Origin of the sequence: Kosakonia sp. H7A, from assembly GCF_003028445.1 — a bacterium.
GTDB classification, from domain to species: Bacteria; Pseudomonadota; Gammaproteobacteria; order Enterobacterales; family Enterobacteriaceae; genus Kosakonia; species Kosakonia radicincitans.
The window spans coordinates 156595-174046 of record NZ_PYTZ01000007.1 but is presented as its reverse complement, the minus strand read 5'-3'; the positions used below and the strand labels follow the sequence as shown (position 1 = coordinate 174046).

15 protein-coding genes and 3 tRNA genes are annotated in these 17452 nt (G+C 54.6%); 10 read left to right on the top strand and 8 right to left on the bottom strand.

What is annotated here, in order from left to right; genetic code table 11:
- Window positions 1–68 precede the first annotated feature (68 nt).
- Genes frdD through frdA form a run of 4 tightly spaced genes read right to left on the bottom strand, consistent with a single transcriptional unit; the run spans window position 69 to window position 3362 of the window.
- Window positions 69–428, bottom strand: coding sequence for a fumarate reductase subunit FrdD (gene frdD / locus CWM66_RS20990; protein ID WP_007372721.1), 360 nt, complete (start codon window positions 426–428; stop codon window positions 69–71).
- Window positions 429–438: 10 nt separating this feature from the next.
- Entirely contained in the window at window positions 439–834 is a 396-nt protein-coding gene (frdC, locus tag CWM66_RS20985; RefSeq protein WP_007372722.1) for a fumarate reductase subunit FrdC, read from the bottom strand.
- Window positions 835–844: 10 nt separating this feature from the next.
- Window positions 845–1579 carry a succinate dehydrogenase/fumarate reductase iron-sulfur subunit gene (locus CWM66_RS20980; protein WP_007372723.1) on the bottom strand — a complete coding sequence of 245 codons (735 nt, stop codon included), beginning with the start codon at window positions 1577–1579 and terminating at the stop codon, window positions 845–847.
- Window positions 1572–3362, bottom strand: coding sequence for a fumarate reductase (quinol) flavoprotein subunit (gene frdA, locus CWM66_RS20975; RefSeq protein WP_071920075.1), 1791 nt, complete (start codon window positions 3360–3362; stop codon window positions 1572–1574). The genes CWM66_RS20980 and frdA overlap by 8 nt, the downstream gene beginning before the upstream one ends.
- Window positions 3363–3668: 306 nt before the next feature.
- Here frdA and epmA point away from each other — a divergent pair, with 306 nt between their 5' ends.
- The 3 genes from epmA to CWM66_RS20960 all read left to right on the top strand — a co-directional run bounded on the left by epmA (window position 3669) and on the right by CWM66_RS20960 (window position 5882).
- A complete protein-coding gene (epmA, locus tag CWM66_RS20970; protein WP_090398356.1) occupies window positions 3669–4646 on the top strand; it encodes an elongation factor P--(R)-beta-lysine ligase in 978 nt (325 codons plus the stop codon).
- A 207-nt stretch (window positions 4647–4853) separates the two neighbouring features.
- Window positions 4854–5567, top strand: a complete 714-nt coding sequence (locus tag CWM66_RS20965; protein WP_090398358.1) for a hypothetical protein — start codon at window positions 4854–4856, stop codon at window positions 5565–5567.
- Complete coding sequence (locus tag CWM66_RS20960) at window positions 5568–5882, top strand: YjeO family protein (RefSeq protein WP_007372727.1); 315 nt, start codon at window positions 5568–5570, stop codon at window positions 5880–5882. It abuts the gene before it with no gap.
- A 108-nt stretch (window positions 5883–5990) separates the two neighbouring features.
- Here the strand turns inward: CWM66_RS20960 and mscM are convergent, their stop codons facing one another.
- From mscM to rsgA, 3 genes are all read right to left on the bottom strand, one after another.
- Entirely contained in the window at window positions 5991–9323 is a 3333-nt protein-coding gene (gene mscM / locus CWM66_RS20955) for a miniconductance mechanosensitive channel MscM (protein ID WP_107147190.1), read from the bottom strand.
- 23 nt (window positions 9324–9346) lie between these two features.
- Complete coding sequence (gene asd, locus CWM66_RS20950; RefSeq protein WP_090398360.1) at window positions 9347–10315, bottom strand: archaetidylserine decarboxylase; 969 nt, start codon at window positions 10313–10315, stop codon at window positions 9347–9349.
- Window positions 10316–10413: 98 nt separating this feature from the next.
- Window positions 10414–11469, bottom strand: coding sequence for a small ribosomal subunit biogenesis GTPase RsgA (rsgA, locus tag CWM66_RS20945; RefSeq protein ID WP_007372730.1), 1056 nt, complete (start codon window positions 11467–11469; stop codon window positions 10414–10416).
- Window positions 11470–11563: 94 nt separating this feature from the next.
- Between rsgA and orn the strand changes: the two genes are divergently transcribed.
- The 4 genes from orn to CWM66_RS20925 all read left to right on the top strand — a co-directional run bounded on the left by orn (window position 11564) and on the right by CWM66_RS20925 (window position 12727).
- Window positions 11564–12109, top strand: a complete 546-nt coding sequence (gene orn, locus CWM66_RS20940) for an oligoribonuclease (protein WP_007372731.1) — start codon at window positions 11564–11566, stop codon at window positions 12107–12109.
- 254 nt (window positions 12110–12363) lie between these two features.
- Window positions 12364–12439, top strand: a tRNA-Gly gene (locus CWM66_RS20935).
- A 63-nt stretch (window positions 12440–12502) separates the two neighbouring features.
- Window positions 12503–12578 (top strand) — tRNA-Gly (locus CWM66_RS20930).
- A gap of 73 nt (window positions 12579–12651) precedes the next feature.
- Window positions 12652–12727, top strand: a tRNA-Gly gene (locus CWM66_RS20925).
- A gap of 269 nt (window positions 12728–12996) precedes the next feature.
- Here the strand turns inward: CWM66_RS20925 and queG are convergent.
- The gene (gene queG, locus CWM66_RS20920; RefSeq protein ID WP_007372733.1) at window positions 12997–14136 is read right to left on the bottom strand and encodes a tRNA epoxyqueuosine(34) reductase QueG; all 1140 of its coding nucleotides are present in this window, start codon (window positions 14134–14136) and stop codon (window positions 12997–12999) included.
- Between the two features lie 14 nt (window positions 14137–14150).
- On the opposite strand from queG, the gene nnr reads away from it, so the two are divergent.
- The 3 genes from nnr to amiB are packed head-to-tail and all read left to right on the top strand — an operon-like array spanning window position 14151 to window position 17452.
- A complete protein-coding gene (gene nnr, locus CWM66_RS20915; RefSeq protein WP_071920077.1) occupies window positions 14151–15662 on the top strand; it encodes a bifunctional ADP-dependent NAD(P)H-hydrate dehydratase/NAD(P)H-hydrate epimerase in 1512 nt (503 codons plus the stop codon).
- Window positions 15655–16116, top strand: coding sequence for a tRNA (adenosine(37)-N6)-threonylcarbamoyltransferase complex ATPase subunit type 1 TsaE (gene tsaE / locus CWM66_RS20910; protein WP_007372735.1), 462 nt, complete (start codon window positions 15655–15657; stop codon window positions 16114–16116). Before nnr ends, tsaE begins: the two co-directional genes overlap by 8 nt.
- A gap of 16 nt (window positions 16117–16132) precedes the next feature.
- Window positions 16133–17452 carry an N-acetylmuramoyl-L-alanine amidase AmiB gene (gene amiB, locus CWM66_RS20905; RefSeq protein ID WP_107147189.1) on the top strand — a complete coding sequence of 440 codons (1320 nt, stop codon included), beginning with the start codon at window positions 16133–16135 and terminating at the stop codon, window positions 17450–17452.

Genomic DNA, 17452 nt, shown 5'->3' with positions numbered 1-17452 from the left:
TCTTTTCTTTAGGGTATAGACGCTGGCAGGAAATTTGCTCTCCCGCTTGCGCAGGAGAGCGACAGGTATCAAATAAAAATGACGCCGATCAGTGTGACCACAGTCAGAATTGCCGCGAGACCGTAGAACACCCATTTACCGTTCGGTACGTGAATTTTCAAATCATGCATCATATGGTGGATACGGTGCAGACCGCACCACACCGGCAGGACAATCATTAAAAAGAGGAACACGCGGCCAATGAAGCTTTGCGCAAATGTCAGTACGCGCTCATAGCCCAGCGCTTCACCTGGGTAGAAGCTCAGCGGCAGCAGAATACCGACCAGCAGCACGATAACCGGCGCGACAATGGCGCTCCACATACCGCCTGCGCCGAACAAGCCCCAGAATACGGGTTCGTCAGAACGTTTTGGATTCGGGTTAATCACGTTGGCCTCCTTACCAGAAAAGAGCCACAAACAGCACCACCACAGTGACTACCGCAGTCACCACCCAAAGCCCTTTCACTACCGGCTCTGGCCCCATTTTTTCGCCTTTGACGATGATAAGCTGCGCTTTCGGCGCCAGATCAAACCAGGTTTTGGTGTGCAGCAGCGCGGCGGCGAGCGTCACCAGATTGAGGATCACCACAATCGGGTTTTGCAGAAAGTGCACGAACCCTTCCCAGCTTTCCGGCCCATGTTTTAGCGCAAACAGACCAAAGATCAGTTCGATACTGAACCAGACCGCAGGTACCGCCGTTCCTTCACGCAGCATGTAGAAGCGATAAAACGGCAGAGTTTTCCACCAGCTTGACGGCATGGGACGAACCCAGGCTTTACGTTTAGTCGTCATAATGCACTCCTTAGCGTGGTTTCAGGGTGGCGATAAGAAAGTCTTTCGAGCTTTCCACCTTGCCCTGCTGAATGGCCGCAGCCGGATCGACATGTTTCGGACATACTTCCGAACAGTAGCCGACAAACGTACAGCTCCACACGCCGTTCTGGCTGTTGAGTTGCCCCATGCGCTCTTTTTTGCCGTGATCGCGGCTATCAAGGTTATAGCGATGCGCCAGCGTAATCGCCGCCGGGCCGATGAACTCAGGATTCAGACCAAACTGCGGGCAGGCGGCATAGCACAGGCCGCAGTTAATGCAGCCGGAGAACTGATGGTACTTCGCCATCTGCGCCGGGGTTTGCTTGCCGGGTCCCTGATCTGGCGTGCGCGTATTGCCGATGATGTAAGGCTTAATCGCTTCGAGACTTTCGATAAAGTGGGTCATATCGACCACCAGATCGCGCTCAACCGGGAAGTTCGCCAGCGCCTCGACTTTCAGGCCTTTCTCGTAATCGCGCAGAAAGGTTTTACACGCCAGTTTCGGGACTTTGTTGACCATCATGCCGCAGGAGCCGCAAATCGCCATACGGCACGACCAGCGGTAGCTCAGATCCGGCGCAAGGTTATCTTTGATATAGTTCAGCGCGTCGAGCAGAGAAGTGGCTTCATCGTAAGGCACGTCATAGAAGGCACTGTGAGGCGCATCGTCCACTTCAGGGTTGTAACGCACCACCTCCACTTTCAGATTCTTCATCTCAGACATTGTTCGTCTCCTTCTTCTCAGACGATTCAGCTTCTGCACCGTATACGCGTTTCGCCGGTGGCAGCGTAGTGATCTTCACATCGCTGTATTCCAGTCGGGTTGCGCCGTCGGCATCGCGGAAAGCCAGCGTGTGCTTGAGGAAGTTGACGTCATCGCGCTCAGTACATCCCTCATCCAGGCGCTGATGCGCCCCGCGGGATTCTTTACGCGCCAGCGCCGAGTGCGCCATACATTCGGCTACGTTCAGCCCATGTCCCAGCTCGATGGTATAGAGCAGATCGGTGTTGAAGACGCTGGAAGTATCGGTAATGCGCACGCGTTTGAAGCGCTCTTGCAGCTCGGCCAGCTTATCCACGGTTTTCTGCATTAATTCCGGCGTGCGGTAGATCCCGCAGCCTTCTTCCATGGATTCGCCCATTTCGTCGCGGATTTTCGCCCAGCTTTCGTTGCCGTCCCGATTGACCAGCGCTTTCAGACGCTGCTCGACATCTGCTGCCTGTGCGTTTAACGCATCATCATTGGCCTGGCTTGCTGAGGCCGAACGTGCAATGGCGCGTTCACCGGCCAGGCGGCCAAACACCACCAGTTCTGCCAGCGAGTTCGAGCCGAGACGGTTGGCACCGTGCAGGCCGACCGATGAGCATTCACCCACTGCAAACAGCCCGGTGATGCGCGATTCGCAGTTTTGGTCGGTTTCGATACCGCCCATGGTGTAGTGGGCCGTCGGGCGTACCGGAATCGGCTCTTTGATCGGATCGACGCCAACATAGGCTTTCGCCAGTTCGCAGATAAACGGCAGACGTTCGTTGATTTTTTTCGCGCCAAGATGACGCAGGTCGAGGTAGACCACATCACCGCGCGGCGTGGAGATAGTGTTGCCTTTACGCCACTCATGCCAGAATGCTTGCGATACTTTGTCGCGCGGGCCGAGTTCCATATATTTGTTCTTCGGCTCGCCCAGCGGCGTTTCCGGCCCCATGCCGTAATCCTGCAAATAGCGGTAGCCGTTTTTGTTCACCAGAATACCGCCTTCGCCGCGGCAACCTTCCGTCATCAGAATGCCGGAACCCGGCAGGCCGGTTGGATGGTACTGCACGAACTCCATGTCGCGCAGCGGAACGCCGTGCGCCAGCGCCATGCCCATGCCATCGCCGGTTACAATGCCGCCGTTAGTGTTGTAGCGGTAAACGCGGCCAGCGCCGCCCGTTGCCATCACCACGGCATTGGCGCGAATCTGCACCAGCGTACCTTCCATCATATTCATGGCGACCAGCCCGCGGGCATGGTTGTCATCCACAAGGATATCCAGCACGAAATGTTCGTCGAAGCGTTGGATTTGTGGGAACTGAAGGGAAGTTTGAAACAGGGTGTGCAGCATATGGAAGCCGGTTTTATCGGCGGCGAACCAGGTACGTTCGATTTTCATCCCACCGAAGCGCCGCACGTTGACCGAACCATCCGGGCGACGGCTCCACGGACAGCCCCACTGTTCAAGTTGGGTCATTTCTGTCGGGCAATGATGCACAAAATAGTCAACGACATCCTGTTCGCAAAGCCAGTCACCGCCAGCAACGGTATCGTGGAAATGGTATTCGAAGCTGTCATGATCCTGGGCGACGGCGGCAGAACCGCCTTCTGCGGCAACCGTGTGGCTGCGCATCGGATAAACTTTTGAAATCAATGCGATTTTGGCTTTCGGGTTGGCTTGCGCCGCCGCGATGGCGGTGCGTAATCCCGCTCCACCTGCGCCTATCACAGCGATATCGGCTTGAAAGGTTTGCACGACATTCCTCCAGATTATTGTTGTTCCGCAACGATAAGCCAGACCGCTTAAGGCAGTTGCGAATATGTTCCACTGCTCCTTTTTGGGTAAGGAGCAGTATAACCGCAGAGATCCAAGGGAAATTTGATGCGTTCGATTTTTTTGCTGTTCTTTAAGGCAATGCATCATTCATATTGATAAATATCATCCTTGATTACTTCCTCTTTATTTATAGACGAGATAAATGAAATTTTTTTGCGCAAAATTTGTCTCTGTGGATCGATGCGGGTAGACTTCGTGCCCTTGTCTGAATTTGGAGAACGTACCATGAGCGAAACGGCCACTTGGCAGCCGAGCGCATCCATCCCCAATTTATTAAAACGCGCGGCAATCATGGCGGAAATTCGGCACTTCTTCGCCGATCGCGGCGTACTTGAGGTGGAGACGCCCTGTATGAGCCAGGCAACGGTAACGGACGTTCATCTGTTCCCGTTTGAAACCCGTTTTGTTGGCCCCGGCCATTCTCAGGGGATCAATCTCTACCTGATGACCAGCCCGGAATATCATATGAAGCGTCTGCTGGCGGCGGGCTGCGGCCCGGTATTCCAGCTGTGCAGAAGCTTCCGTAATGAAGAGATGGGCCGTCATCACAATCCTGAATTCACCATGCTTGAGTGGTATCGCCCGCACTACGACATGTACCGTCTGATGAATGAGGTGGACGATTTACTGCAACAGGTACTGGAGTGCCCGGCAGCGGAATCGCTCTCTTACCAGCAGGCGTTCCAGCGTTATCTGGAAGTGGATCCGCTCTCTGCTGATAAAGCGCAGTTGCGCGAAGTGGCGGCAAAACTCGATCTGAGCAATATTGCCGAGACAGAAGAAGACCGCGATACGCTGCTACAACTGCTGTTTGCCATGGGCGTTGAGCCGCATATCGGCAAAGATCGTCCGACTTTCGTGTACCACTTTCCGGCAAGCCAGGCCGCGCTGGCGCAGATCAGCACCGAAGATCACCGCGTGGCGGAGCGTTTTGAGGTCTATTTCAAAGGGATTGAGCTGGCGAATGGTTTCCATGAGCTGACTGATGCCCGCGAGCAGCAGCAGCGTTTTGAGCAGGATAACCGCAAGCGTGCGGCGCGTGGTCTGCCGCAGCAGCCAATGGACAATAATTTGCTGGAAGCGTTGAAAGCCGGCCTGCCGGATTGTTCCGGCGTGGCGTTGGGCGTTGATCGTCTGGTGATGCTGGCATTGCAGGCGGAAAGCCTGGCTGAGGTTATTGCGTTTACCGTTGACCGGGCGTAATTGCTTTGCATAACAGGAGCGCACCTTTTGTTCGCTCCTGAAGTAATATTCATCTCTTTTTTAAGTACATTGAAAAATCTTATTTAATACATATTCTATTTTCCTTTTATTATCATTCCTCTGCCAATTTGTTTATTATTTATTTGCGTTGCCGTATATGCTTAAATTGTTTTAAAAACAAATAATGTGAATGGATGATTAATATTTATGGATGATTCATTGATTTTTTGCAAAGTAGATAAATATGGTTTTCCTCATTGGGATGGGTTCGATTTTTTTCGATGGTATGTGCTTCCCAGTAACTGGAATCATCGTACTGGGGCTGCATATCTTTGGCTTTATAAAACTGCCTGGTTGATTCACCACCGGGGGGTGATTAAAAAGTCTGCCAGGGAGGCTCAAATACCTGAATTATTGTTGGCTGGCATCGCTGTTTCCGAAGTTGGTGGTACGCCAGAAAGGTTTAAAAGTGTCGGTGTGCTACAGTCCAGGCAAGTTTTAGAAATAGTTATGGGGAAAAAAGATAATATATATTCCAACTCTACATCTGTTGGTTCGATCGCTATACAACTTCGGGCAGCAGCAGAGACCATAGGTATCAGACCTGATACATTAAGTTTCTTTCAGCAATATAAACTTTCTCAGTGTTTACTTAATAATGATTTTAATATTAGAGTCGTTGCATTTCATCTCCGGGATCTCATTCTTTATGACAATCCGGGCAGTGATACTTCCCATCTGAGCGATGAGCAGATAATATTGGCTGGATCAAGGTATAATCGTGGTATTAGTCGCGATAAAAAAGACTTTATCGATTCTATTCATGCTCCGACAGGTGCACGTGAACGGGCATATAGTGAATATGGTCGCAGGATAATTGAGAAGAAGGATAGTCTGATGAGGATTCTGCGGGGGAATTAAATGCGCTGGAAAGCATTTACACTTGGTTTCGTCTGGTTCGTGTTCTCTGTTCTCTTTATCATCCTTTTTTCAGCTCAGGATAAAGAGTGGCTCATTGATGGCAACAGTATTAAAAATATATGTGATCTTATGATATATATTGAGCATGACGATACCCGCGATGTTGGGGTCGTCATGACTATCCCATTGTTTTTTCCCTTTATTTATCTGCTTGTCTGGAAAAAACGGCGGCATTGGTTACTTTACCTGACACTATTCTCTATTTTTGCATTCTGGCTGTGGCGGTTTTTCCTGCGCTATCAGTGGTGCTTGTAGGCATGTACCATCGAGTGGCGGCTACGTCTAAGTTGCTCTGGAAGTCCCGTATATTCGCTGGTCGGTAGGCCTGATGCCATAGCGCCATCAGGCCATTAGTCGCGCGTCTTACAAACTTCCCGCCGGGCGGTTGCCTTTGCCTGCGGAAGTCAGCGTTCGCGCTGTGCGTCTCCCGTCGAGACTCTCCAGCCTCATCTGGAATGGCGGGAACGGCAAATCGATGCCGTGTTCGCGGAAGCCCGCCAGAATCAACTGGTGGATTTCGTGGCGCAGTGGCATACGATGCCCCATCTCAGCGGCATAGATGCGCAGTTCAAACAGTTGAATACCCTGTTGCAGATCGACCAGGAACACTTCCGGCGCCGGATTATCAATCACAAAAGAGCAGCGTTCGGCTGCGGTATAGAGGATCTGCGTCACCTCTTCACTGTTGGCGTCTGCTGGCGCAGGCACGGTTAAAACCACGCGCGTGACGGAATCGGAGAGCGACCAGTTAATAAACTGCTCGGTAATAAACGCCTTGTTCGGCACGATGATCTCTTTACGATCCCAGTCGCTGATGGTGGTGGCGCGGGTGTTGATTTTCGTCACGCTGCCTGTCAGATCGCGGATGGTTACGGTATCGCCAATGCGGATCGGCTTCTCAAACAGAATGATTAGGCCAGAGATGAAGTTGGCGAAAATCTCCTGTAAGCCAAATCCGAGACCAACACCTAACGCGGCGACCAGCCATTGCAGCTTGGCCCACTCGATGCCGATCATTGAGAAGCCGACCAGCCCACCGAACAGCATCAGCAAATATTTAGTGATAGTGGTAATGGCATAACCGGTGCCGGGCGACAGATCCAGATGTTGCAGCAGCGCCAGTTCCAGCAATGCCGGAAGGTTGCGCACCAGTTGCGTGGTGATGATAAACACGAGAATGGCGATCAGCACCGCGCCGAGCGTAATTGGCTCCAGGCTTTCCACTCCCTGCACCGTTGAAGTGACATCCCATAGCGGAATATTTTCCAGAAAACCAAAAGCGGAATGGATCTCCGACCACAGCACGATGACAGACAGCAGGGCAATCAACATCAGAATCGAGCGCACCAGCCGCAGCGACTGGACGCTGATTGCATCCAGATCGACTTCCGGTTCATCGATATCGGCAGCGCCTTCGGTGCTGGAGTGATGCGGCACATCCTCTTCGCCCCGCGCACGTTGCGCGAGAATTTCCGCGCGGCGGTGGCGTGCGCGTTCAAACGCCAGGCGACGGCGCTGAATTAGCATCCAGCGGCGGATAATGTGGTAGACCACCAGCAGGGCGAACCAGATGGCGACGGAGGTTTCCAGACGCGCGAGCAGCGCCTGCGCTGTGGCCAGATAGCCGACCGCTGCGGCGAGGATCGCCGTCAGCGGCGCGCACAGCAGCAAATTCCACAACAGATGATTCGGCAAATTATCGGCGCTGCCGCTTTTGTCCACATAGAGCGGGATCCCGGCGCGTTTCATACTCAGCGTAACCAGCGCCAGCGCTCCGCAGATCAGGATAAAGCACAGCCGTCCCAGCGAGCCGGAGAATTCTCGATCGTTGAGGTTATCGAACATAATCAGCGCCATGATCAACGGTACGATAAAGCCAATACTCATCAGGTAGTAACGCATGCCGCGTGCAACGCGGTTGCGCGGCCAGCCAAAGTGGGCGACAAACAAACCGGTTGGACGGGCGAAGGTGGCGCAAATCATCACCACCCACAGCAGCGGTACGGTAGCCGTAACGCCATCACCGATGGCGACCGCCAGCGGCCAGGGCCAGGCTTCCTGCAAACCATAACCGAGCGTGGCCCACAGCACCGGAAGCGGTGATGCGACGAGAATCGACCAGAAAACGGTGCGCATGGTCAGCCAGAAGTGATCCTGTGTGACCTTGCCGACGCGGGCGCTTGAACGCTCCAGAAAGCGGGTAAAATGACGACGTGAATAGATGCTGAAACCCACCAGCGCTAACGCACTAAACAGCGGGAACAGCGTCTCTTTGCTGGTCAGCATCATAATACTGGCTTTGCCAAGCTGGCTGAGGGTATCCAGCGACAATAAACGGCGCAGATCCTGCACAATCTCGATTGGCCATGCAAAGGTCAGCGGGCTGACATCCGCCGTCCAGAACAGGTAGCGGTGCGTTGCTTCATTCACCTCTTTCAGCGCATCTTCGAGCTGGCTATTGGCCACTTTCAGCTTGGTGAGTTCGAGGATCAGCGTATCGCCGCCCTGAAGCAAAGAATTCAGCAGCTCGCGCTGCGTGCGCAGCTGGGCTTCCAGAATGCGATTCTGCTCGGCGGTAAGCGCTTTGCCGTCCGCCTGGCGGATTTGTCGCAGTTGCGGCTGCTTATTCAGCAAATCCTCATAGCGCATCCGATGGACGCGCAGTTGCGCCATCTCGGTATCCAGTTGCTGCGGTTTTGGCATTTCCGGCAGGCGGGCAACCTGCGCGCGCAGCGCTTCACCCAGCATATTCGAGGCACCGAGCCATTGAGACTGCTCACGCAGTGTATTCAGCGCCTGGCGAACCTGTAAAGTCTGCCCGGAGGCCTGCCGCTGCTGAGATGCGACCAGATCCATACGCTGCGCCTGTTGATTCAGCGCCTGCGATAGTTCACGGTTGATGCGGAACTGCTCGACAATACCGGCGGGCAGATTGGCACTGTTTTCCGCCAGTAACTCAGTGCTCTCCAGCGCCTGTTCGGCTTCGCGCTGGCGCTGGCTGTTGAGCTGGTTACGCAAGGCCTGGAGATACGCATCCAACTGCTGGCTCTGTTTCTGCGCCAGTTCGGAGCGCATCCGCGCCAGTTCCTGGCGGTTATTGGCGGAGAGTTGCGCCAGATCCAGCTCATCAACCAGCGCTTTCAGCTTCGCGGATTCTGCCTGCGCGCCGAAGTTTTGCGCCTGCGCCAGCGGCGTGTTGGTGTTTTGCGCGCCAAGTCGGCGCTCCACTTCGGTAACCTGGCGGCGTGCGTCGGTCTGCTGTTGCGGGAGCTGGCTCAGGGAATCGCTGATCTCTCTGGCGCGTTCCTGCTCCTGTTGGGCGAGTCGGGTTTTTTCCAGCAACTGGCTGCTGACTTGCAGGATCTCCTGATTCAGCGCGTCGCTGCTCATCCCTTCGGGAACCGATTTGGGTTCATCGCGCAGGTTATCCAACTGTGCGCGCAGGGTGCGGGAAAGCTTGGGGAAATTATCAATAACTTGTTGATATTGCTGCGCGCGTTCGAGGGAACCTTTGCGTTCCTCAAGGGCGTTGAGCGCGGCCTGGAGCACCTCGATCGTTTCTGCCTGCTCCGGCGTGCTTTTCGCCGCCTTAACCTGCTCCAGTTCCTGGGTGATTTGTCGGGCATCGGGAGCCGTTGCTGCAACGGCTCCCTGGCTGAGGCACCAGGCCATCAGAAAAACGATAATCAGGCGCACATCAGTCTCCGTGGTGCGGGGGGTTAGCCCTGGTCTTTTTGGTCGTCAACCAGCGGGCTGGCGTCGTGTTCTGCCTGGATTTCCGCTTCCGGCAACGGTGACGGTTCGGTAACTACCGGCGCGAAGGGCTCGGTAGAAACGGCCAGCGGCTGGCCGATTTTTGTTACCGACAGGCTTTGCAGTTGCTCTGCCAGCGCCACTTTGCCCGGCGCAAAGAGGTTGATGACGGTCGAACCGAGTTTGAAGCGGCCCATCTCCTGGCCTTTCAGCAGTGCAACCGCGCCTTCGCTTTCGCCCGCAGGCCATGTCCAGCGTTTGATAATGCCTTCGCGCGGTGGCGTGATGGTGCCTGCCCACACGGTTTCGATACTGCCGACAATGGTCGCGCCGACAAGAATTTGCGCCATCGGGCCAAACTCGGTATCAAACAGGCAGATCACGCGTTCGTTACGGGCAAAGAGATTAGGGACATTTTGCGCCGTCAGATGGTTAACAGAGAAGAGATCGCCCGGCACGTAAATCATCTCGCGCAGGATGCCGTTACACGGCATATGAACACGGTGATAATCGCGCGGAGAGAGATAGGTGGTGACAAAGCTACCGTTACGGAACAGATCTGCCATCAGGTAGTTACCCGCCAGCAGTGCTTCCAGGCTGTAGTTGTGGCCTTTGGCCTGCAGGATTTTGTCATTCTCAATGGCACCAAGCTGGCTGATAACGCCGTCTGCGGGCATCACCAGCACGTTCGGATCGGTATTGAGCGGGCGCACGTCGTCGCGCAGCGGACGCACAAAGAAATCGTTAAAGGTGCGGTAGCTGGCGGTGTCCGGCTTCTGCGCCTCTTTCATATCGACCTTGTAGTATTTTACGAACAGATCGATAACCAGTTTGGTCAGCCAGCCTGCACGTTTGCTTGCGCCCCAGCCCGCCAGGCGAGTGAGCCACAGTTTAGGCAGAATGTATTGAAGCGAAAGTTTAAGTGAGTTTAACAAGGTAGCCTCCAGGCCATTGTTTTTGTCGTTCCTGACCCGGCGCCGGAGCGCCTGAGTCTTTGAAAAGGGGACGATTTTAGCGACGCATAGCTTAGTTGTCAGTCGTCCGATTCAGAAAAGCTTTTACGCGTTTTTACTTGCGCCATGCTTTCCAGAATACGGTGATAATTGTCGAAACGGCTTTCTGCAATCTCGCCATTTTCTACCGCCTCGCGGATGGCGCAACCGGGATCGGTATCGTGTTTGCAGTCGCGATATTTACAGTGACCAATGTAGTCATGGAATTCGACAAACCCGTTGGTGATTTGTTCCGGTTCGAGATGCCAGAGGCCAAACTCACGAACACCCGGTGAATCAATCACATCGCCGCCGTGCGGGAAGTGGTAGAGGCGCGCTGCGGTCGTAGTGTGCTGCCCCAGGCCGGAAACATCAGAAACATCGTTAGTGAGTATTTGCTCTTCCTGGAAACCGAGCAGCGCATTGAGCAGGCTTGATTTCCCGACGCCGGACTGCCCGGCAAAGATGCTTACACGGTCGGTTAGCGCTTCAACGAGCGGCGCCAGGCCATCTTGCGTGTGGCTGGAGACCATCAGCACCTGGTAGCCAATGTTGCGGTAGATATCCATCTGCTCATTGACGAATGCCATTCCTTCGTCATCCAGCAGATCGATTTTGTTCAGGACGATCAGCGGAGCAACCTGCAATGTTTCGCAGGCAACCAGATAGCGATCGATAATATTGAGTGACAGTTCCGGCAGAATGGCGGAGACCACTACGATTTGATCGATGTTGGCGGCAATGGGTTTTACGCCATCATAAAAATCAGGGCGCGTCAGCACCGAGGTGCGTTCGTGCACAGCTTCAACAATGCCCTTGACGGTGACGCCTTCCGCTGCTTCTTTACCCGGACGCCAGACAACGCGGTCGCCGGTGACCAGCGAGCGAATCGTGCGGCGAATGTTACAGCGATGCACTTCGCCGTCGGCAGATTCCACATCGGCGTGCATGCCAAAGCGGCTGATCACCACCCCTTCGGACGCTTCGCCGAACAGGTTGTCATCGTAGTCAGCTTTCTCCGCAGACGTTTTCAGTCGGCGCTGGTGGTTCGCTTTTACGCGGCGCTGCTGTCCTTTGGAGAGTTTATTTTTACTCAATCGTGCTGGCTCCTGGTCGCCCTGGATGGGCAAAACCTCTATGATACACGCAATTTTAGATGAATATAGTTACGCGAGAAGGGTGGAAAATAGCATGAGCGCAAATGAAAACAACCTCATTTGGATCGATCTGGAGATGACGGGGTTAGATCCCGAGCGCGATCGCATTATTGAGATCGCCACGCTGGTAACCGATGCGAATCTGAACATTCTGGCGGAAGGGCCGGTGATTGCGGTACATCAATCCGACGCGCAGCTGGCGTTAATGGATGAGTGGAACGTGCGTACTCATACCGGCAGCGGTCTGGTTGATCGCGTTAAAGCCAGCCAGCTCGACGATCGTGCGGCGGAACTGGCGACGATCGAATTCCTTAAAGAGTGGGTGCCGGCGGGCAAATCCCCCATCTGTGGCAACAGCATTGGCCAGGATCGTCGTTTTCTGTTTAAGTACATGCCCGAGTTGGAAGCGTATTTCCACTACCGTTATCTGGATGTCAGCACGCTGAAAGAGCTGGCACGTCGCTGGAAGCCGGAGGTCCTGGAAGGCCTGAAAAAACAGAATACTCACCAGGCGCTGGATGATATTCGCGAGTCGGTGGCCGAACTGGCGTACTATCGCGAGCATTTTATTAAGCTTTAAGACAATGAAGGCGCGGGGCCGATTTTTTTTCAGTTGCCCCGCAAGCCAGTGCTGGCGCGGGTTTGCTGGAAAAATGCGCATTTTGTTGATTAAAGCAGCACTTGAACAAAAAAAGCGAAAATTTGCTGTCGGGGGCTTGCAGCAGGAATGATTTCTCGTATAATGCGCCTCCCGTGAAGACACAGAAATGTGCAACATGGCATCACGAAATTTTAGCGGAAAGTGTTCGTAATTAGCTGAAAAATCGATGATAAGCGGGAATAGCTCAGTTGGTAGAGCACGACCTTGCCAAGGTCGGGGTCGCGAGTTCGAGTCTCGTTTCCCGCTCCAAAATTTGAAATGCACCATCCAGATTTACTGGTTTCGGCATTGAAGCTGAATCCGGATAAATATGCGGGAATAGCTCAGTTGGTAGAGCACGACCTTGCCAAGGTCGGGGTCGCGAGTTCGAGTCTCGTTTCCCGCTCCAAATTTGAAATGCCGAAAGGCACGCACCATCCAGATTTACTGGTCACGGCAAGCAAGCCTGTCCAGATAAGTATGCGGGAATAGCTCAGTTGGTAGAGCACGACCTTGCCAAGGTCGGGGTCGCGAGTTCGAGTCTCGTTTCCCGCTCCAAATCTTCATCAATAAAAAATTATCCACAGCGGGATTCCTCGTTGGGGGCGTTTTTTTATTGTCCTGTCAAACTATTGTGAACAGAGTTATCCACAGGCATGACTTTCATTCGCAACATTCCTATCGCTTCGTCAGGTGAATAATCTCTTTTCAACTGACTGAAAAATAAAAATAAAATAATATTTCAAACTGTTAATTCGATCGCTTGACGATTTTGTGAACGTTGAATCGTAATGTGTTTTTTATTTTATTCACAGGCTGTGGATGGTTCAGGCATCGCGCGGCAGCCCTTTTTCAACTACCCGTACCAGTCGCTGCTTTTTCGGGGGTTGTACTTCCACCACGCAGGCATTTCGTTTCTCAATTTGCTGCGCAATCGCCCATTCTATGTGTTCGTCGAGAAGTGGGTGCTCACCAAGCCGCTGTCGGAGCGCCTGGATAGTGGCCTCATCCCACGGCGCATTGCCCAGTGCAACGGCAATATTGCGTAGCCAGCGTAAATGACCAATACGGCGAATCGCCGAACCTTCCGTGACTTTCAAAAAGTGCGCTTCATTCCAGGAGAACAGCTCAATCAGTGCGGGCGCATGCAGCGCTTTGCGCGGGCTGAAATCCTCTTCGCTGGTAAGCTGTGAGTAGCGATTCCAGGGACAAATCAGCTGGCAGTCGTCACAACCGTAAATGCGGTTACCAATCAGCGGGCGAAACGCTTCCGGGATGGCGCCTTCCAGCTCAATCGTCAGATAAGAGATGCAGCGGCGGGCATCGACGGTATAAGGCTCGACAATGGCGCCGGTTGGGCAAATCGTCATACAGGCCACGCAGCGCCCACAACCTTCTTCGACTGGCGAATCCACGGGCAGCGGAAGATCAATCAGCAGTTCACCAAGGAAAAAGAACGAGCCTGCATCGCGGCTGAGGATAAGTGAGTGCTTACCTGTCCAGCCCAGTCCGGCTTTTTCCGCCAGCGGACGCTCAAGAATGGGCGCAGAATCAACAAAAGGTCTAAAATTCAGCGAAGCACAATGCTGCTGGATAAGTTCTCCGAGCTTTTTGAGCCGGTTGCGCAGCAGCTTATGATAATCGCGACCCAGCGCATAACGGCTGACATAGCCCAGCGTTGGGTTTTTCAGCGTGCTGGCGAAAGCAGCCTGTGCAGGAAGGTAATTCATGCGCACGCTAATGACGCGCAGCGTGCCGGGGAGAAGCTCGTGGGGGCGGGCGCGCATCATGCCGTGGCGCGCCATCCACTCCATTTCGCCGTGATATTGTTTGTCCAGCCACGCTTGCAGCTTCGGCTCGCTGGCGCTGAGATCGGTATCCGTAATACCGACCTGCTGAAAACCCAGTTCAGAGCCCCACTGTTTGATTTGTTGCGCTAAGTCATTGAGATTGAGGGGCTGTGACATGACGGACCATAGAAATGAAGAAAAACGCAGCAAGTATACCACACTCTGTCTGGCCAACGGCTGAGATGAAACGCCTGGAACGTGAGGCGGCAGACAGCCTCGGCATCACGCTCTATGAACTTATGCAGCGCGCGGGCGAAGCCGCGTTTGCCGTCGCGCGGGAGCAATTTCCTGACACGCGTAGCTGGCTGTTGCTTTGCGGGCACGGTAATAACGGTGGCGATGGCTATATTGTTGCGCGGTTGGCAGCGGCGGCAGGCATTGCCGTAACGCTGCTGGCGCTGGAGAGCAGCAAACCGCTGCCGGAAGAGGCTGCAACCGCGCGTGAAGCCTGGCTTGATGCTGGAGGTGTCATTCATGCCGCGGATGTCGCCTGGCCGGACGACGTGGATTTAATTATCGATGCTTTGCTCGGTACGGGGCTTGACCGCGCGCCGCGCGACGATGTTTCCGCGCTGATTGAACAAGCCAACCTACATTCCGCGCCGGTGCTGGCGCTGGATATCCCCTCCGGCCTGAATGCGCAAACCGGCACGACACCGGGTGCAGTCATTGAGGCGCAGCACACCGTGACTTTTATCGCGCTTAAACCGGGCTTGCTGACCGGCAAAGCGCGTGACGTCGTCGGCCAGTTGCATCACCATGCGCTGGGGCTTGAACCGTGGCTTAACGGCCAGCAAGCGCCGCTTTCCCGTTTTGATGAGAGCCAGTTAGCGCAGTGGTTGCCACCGCGCCGCCCAACATCGCATAAAGGCGATCATGGACGGCTGGTGATCATTGGCGGCGATCACGGCATGGCGGGTGCCATCCGTATGGCCGGTGAAGCTGCGCTGCGCGCAGGTGCCGGTCTGGTTCGCGTGCTGACGCGTAGCGAGAATATCCCACCCATTATTACTGCCCGCCCGGAACTCATGGTCCATGAGCTGACGGCGGCATCGCTGGATGAAAGCCTGGAGTGGGCAGATGTGGTGGTGATAGGGCCTGGACTTGGGCAGCAAGAGTGGGGCAAAAAAGCGCTGCAAAAAGTGGAGAATTTTCGTAAGCCGATGCTGTGGGACGCCGATGCGTTGAACCTTCTGGCAATCAATCCCGATAAACGTCACAATCGCGTACTGACGCCGCATCCCGGCGAGGCAGCGCGTTTGCTCAACTGTAGCGTGGCGGAAATCGAAAGCGATCGCTTACTTTCTGCTCAACGTCTGGTAAAACGTTACGCTGGCGTGGTGGTGCTGAAAGGCGCTGGTACAGTGGTGGCGAGCGAGGCTGGTGAGGCAGGCATTATTGATGCCGGAAATGCCGGAATGGCGAGCGGTGGCATGGGCGACGTGCTGTCGGGCATTATTGGCGCGCTGCTCGGCCAGAAACTCAGTTTGTATGATGCGGCTTGCGCCGGATGCGTTGCGCATGGCGCAGCGGCCGACAGACAGGCGGCACAATATGGTCAGCGCGGTATGCTGGCCACCGATCTTTTTATGACGCTTTTGCGTGTTGTTAACCCGGATGTAGTTGATACAAAAGATGATTAATCGAGTTATTCCTTTACCTGACGAGCAATCGACACTGGATCTCGGCAATCGCGTGGCGCAGGCCTGCGACGGCGCGACGGTGATTTATCTGTATGGCGATCTCGGTGCGGGTAAAACCACCTTTAGCCGGGGCTTTTTGCAGGCTTTAGGCCATCATGGGAATGTCAAAAGCCCGACTTATACGCTGGTGGAGCCTTACACCCTCGATAAGCTGATGGTGTATCACTTCGATCTCTACCGCCTTGCGGACCCGGAGGAGCTGGAGTTTATGGGGATCCGCGATTATTTTGCCAACGACGCGATTTGCCTGGTCGAGTGGCCGCAACAAGGTGCGGGTGTACTGCCTGACCCGGATGTCGAAATCCATTTAGATTACCAGGCGCAGGGGCGTGAGGCGCGCATTCGTGCTGTTTCCTCATCTGGTGAGTCGTTGCTGGCGCGTATGGCCGGTTAACAGGAAGGGTGACGGGATGATCTCTCGCGTGAAAGGTTGGTTGGCGGCAGTTCTTTTGCTGGCGTGTGCTCACGCTGGCGCAGCAAGTTTAGCCGATATTCAGGTGTCTAATGGCGACAGACAGGCGCGTATCACCTTCAGTTTTATGGGCGATCCTGAGTATGCGTTTTCGCAACAGGATAAGCGCAGCGTGGCGCTGGATATCAAACAGACCGGCATTATTCAGGGATTGCCGTTGCAGTTCAGCGGCAACAATCTGGTGAAAAGTATTCGTGCAGGTACGGCAAAAGATAACCATTCAATCCGCCTGGTAGTGGATCTGACGCAGAACGGCAAAACCCGTGCAGTGAAACAGCAAAACGGTGCAGGTTACAAGGTGGTATTTACCATCGATGCTGACGTCCCGCCGCCGCCGCCAGTGGTGGCGAAGCGCGAGACGCCCGTTGTTACGCCGCGCCCGACGCAGCCTGGACGTAATCCGTTTAAATCAGACAATGACCGTATCACCAGCGTTACCAGCAGCAACACCGTGACGCGTCCGGCGGTACAATCGCGCACGGTATCCGGTGACAAAGTGGTGATTGCAATTGATGCCGGGCACGGGGGCCAGGATCCTGGTGCAATTGGTTCCGGCGGCACGGAGGAGAAAAACGTCACCATCTCCATCGCCCGTAAATTGCGTGCGCTACTGAATGACGATCCGATGTTCAAACCGGTGATGACCCGCGACGGCGACTACTTTATTTCTGTCATGGGCCGTTCCGATGTGGCGCGTAAGCAGAACGCCAACTTTCTTGTCTCGATCCACGCCGATGCTGCGCCAAACCGTGACGCTACCGGTGCGTCTGTCTGGGTGCTGTCGAACCGTCGCGCCAACAGCGAGATGGCAGGCTGGCTGGAGCAGCACGAGAAACAATCCGAATTGCTGGGCGGCGCGGGCGATATGCTGGCGAACAGCCAGTCTGATCCCTATCTCAGCCAGGCGGTGCTCGATTTACAGTTCGGCCATTCTCAGCGCGTAGGTTATGATGTCGCCACGAACATACTGAGCCAGCTTCAGCGTGTGGGAGCATTACATAAACGCCGCCCGGAACATGCCAGCCTTGGCGTGCTGCGCTCGCCGGATATTCCGTCGGTACTGGTCGAAACCGGTTTTATCAGCAACAGCGGCGAAGAGCGTTTGCTGGCCAGCGATGCATACCAGCAGCAAATCGCCGAAGCGATTTACGGTGGTCTGCGTAACTACTTCCTCGCTCATCCGTTGCAATCCGCGCCGCAGGGCGGAGGCGGGCAAACGGCCAGCGCTGCAGCACCTGCAAGTGGTCTGCTTAACTAA

Excerpts from the sequence above, each read along its gene's own strand:
- frdC (WP_007372722.1), bottom strand. The coding sequence starts at position 834 with ATGACGACTAAACGTAAAGCCTGGGTTCGTCCCATGCCGTCAAGCTGG.
- CWM66_RS20980 (WP_007372723.1), bottom strand. The coding sequence starts at position 1,579 with ATGTCTGAGATGAAGAATCTGAAAGTGGAGGTGGTGCGTTACAACCCT.
- epmA (WP_090398356.1), top strand. The coding sequence starts at position 3,669 with ATGAGCGAAACGGCCACTTGGCAGCCGAGCGCATCCATCCCCAATTTA.
- CWM66_RS20965 (WP_090398358.1), top strand. The coding sequence starts at position 4,854 with ATGGATGATTCATTGATTTTTTGCAAAGTAGATAAATATGGTTTTCCT.
- CWM66_RS20960 (WP_007372727.1), top strand. The coding sequence starts at position 5,568 with ATGCGCTGGAAAGCATTTACACTTGGTTTCGTCTGGTTCGTGTTCTCT.
- orn (WP_007372731.1), top strand. The coding sequence starts at position 11,564 with ATGAGCGCAAATGAAAACAACCTCATTTGGATCGATCTGGAGATGACG.
- queG (WP_007372733.1), bottom strand. The coding sequence starts at position 14,136 with ATGTCACAGCCCCTCAATCTCAATGACTTAGCGCAACAAATCAAACAG.
- nnr (WP_071920077.1), top strand. The coding sequence starts at position 14,151 with ATGAAGAAAAACGCAGCAAGTATACCACACTCTGTCTGGCCAACGGCT.
- tsaE (WP_007372735.1), top strand. The coding sequence starts at position 15,655 with ATGATTAATCGAGTTATTCCTTTACCTGACGAGCAATCGACACTGGAT.
- amiB (WP_107147189.1), top strand. The coding sequence starts at position 16,133 with ATGATCTCTCGCGTGAAAGGTTGGTTGGCGGCAGTTCTTTTGCTGGCG.